Annotated in this window: 1 protein-coding gene; it reads left to right on the plus strand. The window is 71.4% G+C overall.

Features of this window, described 5'->3' with window-relative positions; genetic code table 11:
* Positions 1-6980, plus strand: a 6980-nt coding sequence (locus JS521_RS32100) for a type I polyketide synthase (protein WP_275564240.1), incomplete at both ends; no start/stop codon positions are given.

Here is a 6980-nt window from a genome sequence, read left to right on the forward strand (position 1 = left end):
CCCACCCGCCAACTGTCCCGCGCACTCACCGACGCGGGCGCCGAAACCATCCACCTCACCCCCACCAGCACGGACCGATCAGCCCTCGCCGCGCAACTCGCCGAGGCCGGCCCGGTCAGCGGAGTGATCTCGCTCGCCGCCTGGGCGGACGACGCAACCCCGCACCCCGAAACACCCGCCGCCCTCGACCTCACCCTGCGCCTGCTCCAAGCCCTCGGCGACGCCGAAATCGACGCCCCTCTCTGGGCACTCACCACCGGCGCCGTCTCGGTCGGACCGTCGGACACCGCCCCCGCCCCGCAACCCGCACAGATCTGGGGACTCGGCCGCGTCGCCGCACGGGAACACCCCGACCGCTGGGGCGGCCTCCTCGACATCCCGGCCGTACTGGACACCCGAGCAGGAGCACGCCTCACCGCCGTCCTCGGCGGAGACACCGGCGAGGACCAGACAGCGGTACGCGCAGCCGGCGTCTACGGCCGCCGCCTGGTGCGCGCGGAAACCACCGACAACACCCCATGGTCACCATCCCGGCCCGGCACCGTACTGGTGACCGGAGGCACCGGAGCACTCGGCACGATGACCGCCCGCTGGCTCGCCGACCGAGGCGTACCCCACATCGTCCTCATCGGCCGACGCGGCACCCGGGCACCGGGCATACCCGAACTCGTCGCCGAACTCGCCGACCGCGGCACCCAGGTCACCGTCGAGACCGGCGACATCACCGACCGCACCACACTGACCGGCGCACTTGAGCGCCTCCCCGCCCAGCACCCACTGATCGGAGTCGTCCACGCCGCCGGAACACTGGACGACGGCACACTCGACACACTCACCCCCGAACGCTTCCAGACCGTCCTCGCCGCGAAGGCCTCCGGACTCGTCGCGCTGGACGAAGCGACCCACGGAGCGCAACTGGACTTCTTCGTGGCCTTCTCCTCGCTCGCCGCGACACTCGGCAGCGCCGGACAGGGCAACTACGCCGCCGCCAACGCCTTCGTCGACGCATGGATGCACGGCCGCCGGCACCGAGGACTCCCCGGCACCTCGATCGCCTGGGGGCCCTGGGCCCAGGACGGCATGGCCGCCGGCGACCGGACGGTCACCGACCGGCTACGACGCGGCGGCCTGTCCCCACTCGACCCCGAACTGGCCCTCACCGCCCTGGCAGGAGCCCTCACCACCGGCGACCAGGACCCGATGATCGCCGACATCGACTGGCCACGCTACGCCGCCGGACTGACCGCCACACGCCCCAGCCCACTGCTCACCGAACTGCCCGAAGCAGCCTCCGCCCGAACCCCGGCCACCAGCACCACACCCGCCACACAGTTCCGCGCGGAACTCACCGCAGCACCCGCAGGCCGACGCCACGCACTGCTGCTCGCAGCGGTCCGCACATGGGCGGCAACCGTACTGGGACACGACTCGGCGGAAGCGGTCGGCGCCGGCCAGGCATTCCGGGACCTCGGCTTCGACTCACTGGCAGCCGTGGAGCTCCGCAACCTCGCCGGCACGAGCACCGGACTGCGACTGCCCGCCTCCCTGGTCTTCGACCACCCCACCCCCACAGAGCTGGCACAGTTCCTCGGCGAAGAACTCCTCGGCAACGAACAACCGCGGACACCGGCCGCCCAACCCCCGACGAGAACCACCACCGAGCCGGACGAGCCGCTGGCACTCGTCGGCATGGCGTGCCGACTGCCCGGCGGCGTCGGCAACCCCGACGAACTGTGGGACCTGCTCATCGGCAAGGTGGACGCCATGACCACCTTCCCCACCGACCGAGGCTGGGACCTCACCGCACTGCCCAACTCCCTCGCACGGCGCGGCGGTTTCGTCGACGGAGCCGCAGAATTCGACGCCGGACTCTTCGGAATCAGCCCGCGCGAAGCCATGGCCATGGACCCCCAGCAACGGCTGCTCCTCGAAACCGTGTGGGAAACCTTCGAATCCGCCGGAATCGACCCGCACGCGGTACGCGGCCGATCCATCGGAATGTTCGTCGGCACCAACGGACAGGACTACCCCGTAGTGCTGGCCGGATCCGACGACCAAGGCCTCGACGCCCACACCGCCACCGGCAACGCGGCCGCGGTACTGTCCGGCAGGGTCTCCTACGCCTTCGGCCTGGAAGGACCCGCACTCACCATCGACACGGCGTGCTCGTCATCCCTGGTGGCACTCCACCTCGCCGCACAGGCCCTACGGCGCGGCGAATGCGATCTCGCACTCGCCGGCGGCGTGTCCATCATGTCCACCGAAGCGGCGTTCACCGAGTTCGCCCGGCAGGGCGGCCTCGCGAACGACGGCCGCTGCAAAGCCTTCTCCGCCGACGCGGACGGCACGGGCTGGGGCGAGGGCGCCGGCGTACTCCTGGTGGAGCGGCTCTCCGACGCCCGCCGCAACGGCCACGAGATCCTCGCGGTGGTGCGCGGCAGCGCGGTCAACCAGGACGGCGCCTCCAACGGCCTCACCGCACCCAACGGCCCCTCCCAGCAACGCGTCATCCGGCAGGCACTCGCCGACGCCCGACTGTCACCGACGGAAGTCGACGCGGTCGAGGCACACGGAACCGGCACCAAACTCGGCGACCCCATCGAGGCCCAGGCCCTGCTCGCGACCTACGGCCAGGACCGCGACACCGACCGGCCGCTCTGGCTCGGCTCGATCAAATCGAACCTCGGCCACACCCAGGCCGCCGCCGGTGTCGCAGGCGTGATCAAGATGGTGATGGCGCTACGACACGGCACACTGCCGCCCACACTGCACGCCGATGAGCCCACCACACAGGTCGACTGGTCGGCCGGCGCGGTGGAACTGCTCACCCAGACGCGACCGTGGCCCGAAACGGGCCGCCCACGCCGAGCAGGCGTCTCCTCCTTCGGTATCAGCGGCACCAACGCCCACATCATCCTGGAAGCCGAACCGGCCCCGGCGGACCAAGAACCCCCGACCGGCCACCCGGCCGACGGAACGACACCGCCCTGGCTGATATCCGGCCGCACCGCCACCGCACTCGCCGCACAAGCCGGGCGACTGCACGACACCCTCTCCACACACCCGGAGCCGGCGACGGACATCGCCAGGTCCCTGCTGTCCCGCGCCGACCTCCAGCACCGCGCTGTCGTCACGGGCGACGGTTACGACGACCTCCTGACCGGCCTCACCGCACTCGCCACCGGCCAACCAGCCATCGATCTGATCTCCGAGACGACCAGCGAAGGCCGCACCGCGTTCCTCTTCACCGGGCAGGGTGCACAGCGTGCCGGTATGGGGCGGGGGCTGTACGAGACGTTCCCCGTGTACGCCGATGCTTTCGACGCGGTCTGCGCGGAGCTGGAACCGCACCTGGAACGCCCGGTGCGTGATGTCGTCTTCGGCGGTGACGGACTCGATGAGACCGTGTGGGCGCAGGCCGGGCTGTTCGCCGTCGAGGTCGCGGTGTTCCGGCTGCTGGAGTCCTGGGGTGTGGTCCCGGACGTTCTGCTCGGGCACTCGGTGGGCGAGATCGCGGCCGCCCACTGCGCGGGAATCCTGACCCTGGCAGACGCGTGCGAGCTGGTCGCAGTCCGCGGCCGCCTGATGCAGGCCCTCCCCGCAGGCGGGGCCATGCTCGCCGTGCGGGCGACCGAGGAAGAGGTGACCGCCGACATACAAGGCCGCCTGGACATCGCCGCGGTGAACGGTCCGACCTCGGTGGTGGTCTCCGGCGACACCGAGACCGTCGAGGAGTTCGCCGCGACCTGGTCGGCCCAGGGACGCAGGACCAGCCGGCTCACCGTGTCCCACGCCTTCCACTCGGCCCTGATGGAACCCATGCTCGCCGAATTCGCGAAGACCGTCGAGCCGATGACCTTCGCCGAACCCCGCATCCCCGTCGTCCCCGCCATGGCCGGCGCCGACCCGACCACACCCGACTACTGGATCCGTCAGGTACGCGAAACCGTCCGATTCACCGACGGCCTCCACGAAGCGACCGAACACGGCGTCACCCGCTTCGTCGAGGTCGGCCCCGACGGCGTGCTCTGCGCCCTGGCACAACAAAGCCTCCCCGACGCCGTGTTCGCCCCCGTACTCCGCCGCGACCGGGACGAACACGAAACCGCCCTGACCGCCCTCGGCCGCCTCTGGGCCACCGGCTCCGACATCGACTGGCCGGCAGTACTCCCCACCGGCCGCCCCACCGCGCTGCCGACCTACGCCTTCCAGCGGGAACGCTACTGGCCACAGCCACAGCCACAGACCACGACCCACCCGGCCACACCCGCCGACGCCGACGAAACACGCTTCTGGGCCGCCGTCGACCGCGCGGACCTGACCGAACTCGCCGACACCATCAACCTGCCCGACGCATCCCCCCACCTGAACGCCGTCATCCCCGCGCTCTCCCAGTGGCGGCGCTCCCGCCACCAGGAATCAGTGATCGGATCCTGGCGCTACCGCGTCACCTGGACCCCGCTCAACCACCTCACCAGCACCACCGCCACACTCTCCGGCACCTGGCTCGTCGCAGCCGCCCCGGCCGACGCCGAACAAGCCGCCCGCCTCGCCGACGCACTCCGCGCCGCCGGCGCCGAAGCCACCCTGCTGGACCGCGAAACCGGCCGACAGGAACCAGGCGCCCTCGCCGACATCACCGGAGTCATCGCCCTGGCCCCGTCCACCGACACGGTCACCGAATCGGTCGCACTGCTCAAACGCCTCGACGACACGCACCTGGACGCACCCCTGTGGATGCTCACCAGCGGAGCAGTGTCGATCGGCCGCTCCGATCCACTGCGCCAAGTGACCCAAGCACAAGCCTGGGGACTCGGCCGCGTCGCCGCACTCGAACAACCCCACCGCTGGGGCGGCCTGATCGACCTCCCGGCCGAACTCGACGACCGCGCCACCCGCATCCTGCTGTCCGTACTGGCCGGCGACACCGACGAGGACCAGATCGCCGTACGCACCTCCGGCGCCTACGGCCGCCGCCTGGCCCGCGCCACCGCCGACGAACCCACCACCACCCCCTACACACCCACCGGAACCATCGTCATCACCGGCGGCACCGGAGCCCTCGGCACCCACGTGGCCCGCTGGCTGGCCGAACGAGGCGCACCACACCTGCTGCTCCTGGGCCGCCGAGGCCCCGACACCCCCAACGCCACCGGCCTCACCGACGAACTCGCCGCCCACGGCACCCAGGTCACCATCGCCGCCTGCGATGTCACCGACCGCACAGCACTGGCAGCCGTCCTGGACACCATCCCCGCACAACACCCCCTGACCGGCATCGTGCACGCGGCCGGCGCCGGACAGGCCGTACCGCTCGCCGACACCGACGAAGCCGAGATCACCCGCGTCCTGGACGTCAAGACCACCGCCGCCGCCCACCTCGACGAACTGACCCGCACAACCGACCTGGACCTGTTCGTCGTCTTCTCCTCCATCGCCGCCACCTGGGGCAGCGGCGGACAAGGCGTCTACGCCGCCGCCAACGCCCACCTCGACGCACTCGTCGAACAGCGCCGCGCACACGGACACAGCGGCACCTCCGTGGCCTGGGGCCCGTGGGAAGGCGACGGCATGGCCGGACAGGACGGAGCCGAGGCATACCTCCACCGCCACGGCCTCAACGCCATGGCACCGGACCTCGCCATCCGCGCCCTCCAACGCGCCGTGGAACTCGACGAGAGCTGTGTCACCGTCGCCGACGTCGACTGGCAGCGCTTCGCCCCCGCCTTCACCTCCGGCCGCAACAGCGCACTGCTCACCGACCTGCCCGAAGCCACCACAGCCCTGGCCCCGACCCCCACCACCCCCACCGACCGGAGCTCGACCTTCCGCGACGAACTGACCGCAGCACCCGAGAGCCGCCGCCACGGCATGCTGCTCGACCTGATCCGGGCCCGCACCGCCGTCTCCCTCGGCCACACCTCCCCGGAAGCAATCGAACCGGAACGCTCCTTCCGCGACCTCGGCTTCGACTCGCTCACCGCCGTCGAACTACGCAACCTTCTCGGCACCGACACCGGACTGGCCCTGCCGGCCACCCTGGTCTTCGACCACCCCAACCCCACCGCCCTGGCCGAACACCTGGCCGCCGAACTCCTCGAACACACCGGCCCGGCCACTCAGCCCACCACCACCGGCGCCGTGGACGACGCCATCGCGATCGTCGGCATGAGCGCCCGCTACCCCGGCGGAGTACGCAACGCCGAGCAACTCTGGGACCTCGTCGCACACGGCATCGACGGCATCGCCGAGTTCCCGGCCGATCGCGAATGGCCCAGCGACGTCGTGACCGGCACCGCCGCCCGCGGCGGATTCGTCGACGACGCCACACAGTTCGACGCCGCACTGTTCGGAATCAGCCCACGCGAAGCCCTCGCCATGGACCCGCAGCAGCGGCTGCTCCTCGAAGCCGCCTGGGAAGCGTTCGAATCCGCCGGACTCAACCCGCGCTCGCTGCGCGGCCGCCCCGTCGGCGTCTTCGCCGGCGCCTCCGCCTCCGGATACGGAGGCCCGGGCGACGACCTCGAAGGCGCCGACGGATACCGCCTGGCCGGCACCGCCAACAGCGTGATCTCCGGCCGCGTGGCCTACACCTTCGGCCTGGAGGGACCGGCGGTCACCGTCGACACCGCATGCTCCTCGTCCCTGGTGGCCCTGCACTGGGCGGCACAGGCGCTGCGCAACGGCGAGTGCGAGATGGCGCTCGCCGGCGGCGTGACGGTCATGGTGTCACCCGCCGCGTTCGCCGAATTCGACCGCCAGGACGGACTGGCCTCCGACGGACGCTGCAAATCCTTCGCCGGCAGCGCAGACGGCACCGGCTGGGGCGAAGGCGTAGGCGTCCTGGTCCTGGAGCGGCTCTCCGACGCCCGCCGCAACGGCCACGAGATCCTCGCGGTGGTGCGCGGCAGCGCGGTCAACCAGGACGGCGCCTCCAACGGCCTCACCGCCCCCAACGGCCCCTCCCAACAACGCGTCAT

Source organism: Streptomyces durocortorensis, assembly GCF_016901035.1.
Lineage (GTDB): Bacteria > Actinomycetota > Actinomycetes > Streptomycetales > Streptomycetaceae > Streptomyces > Streptomyces durocortorensis.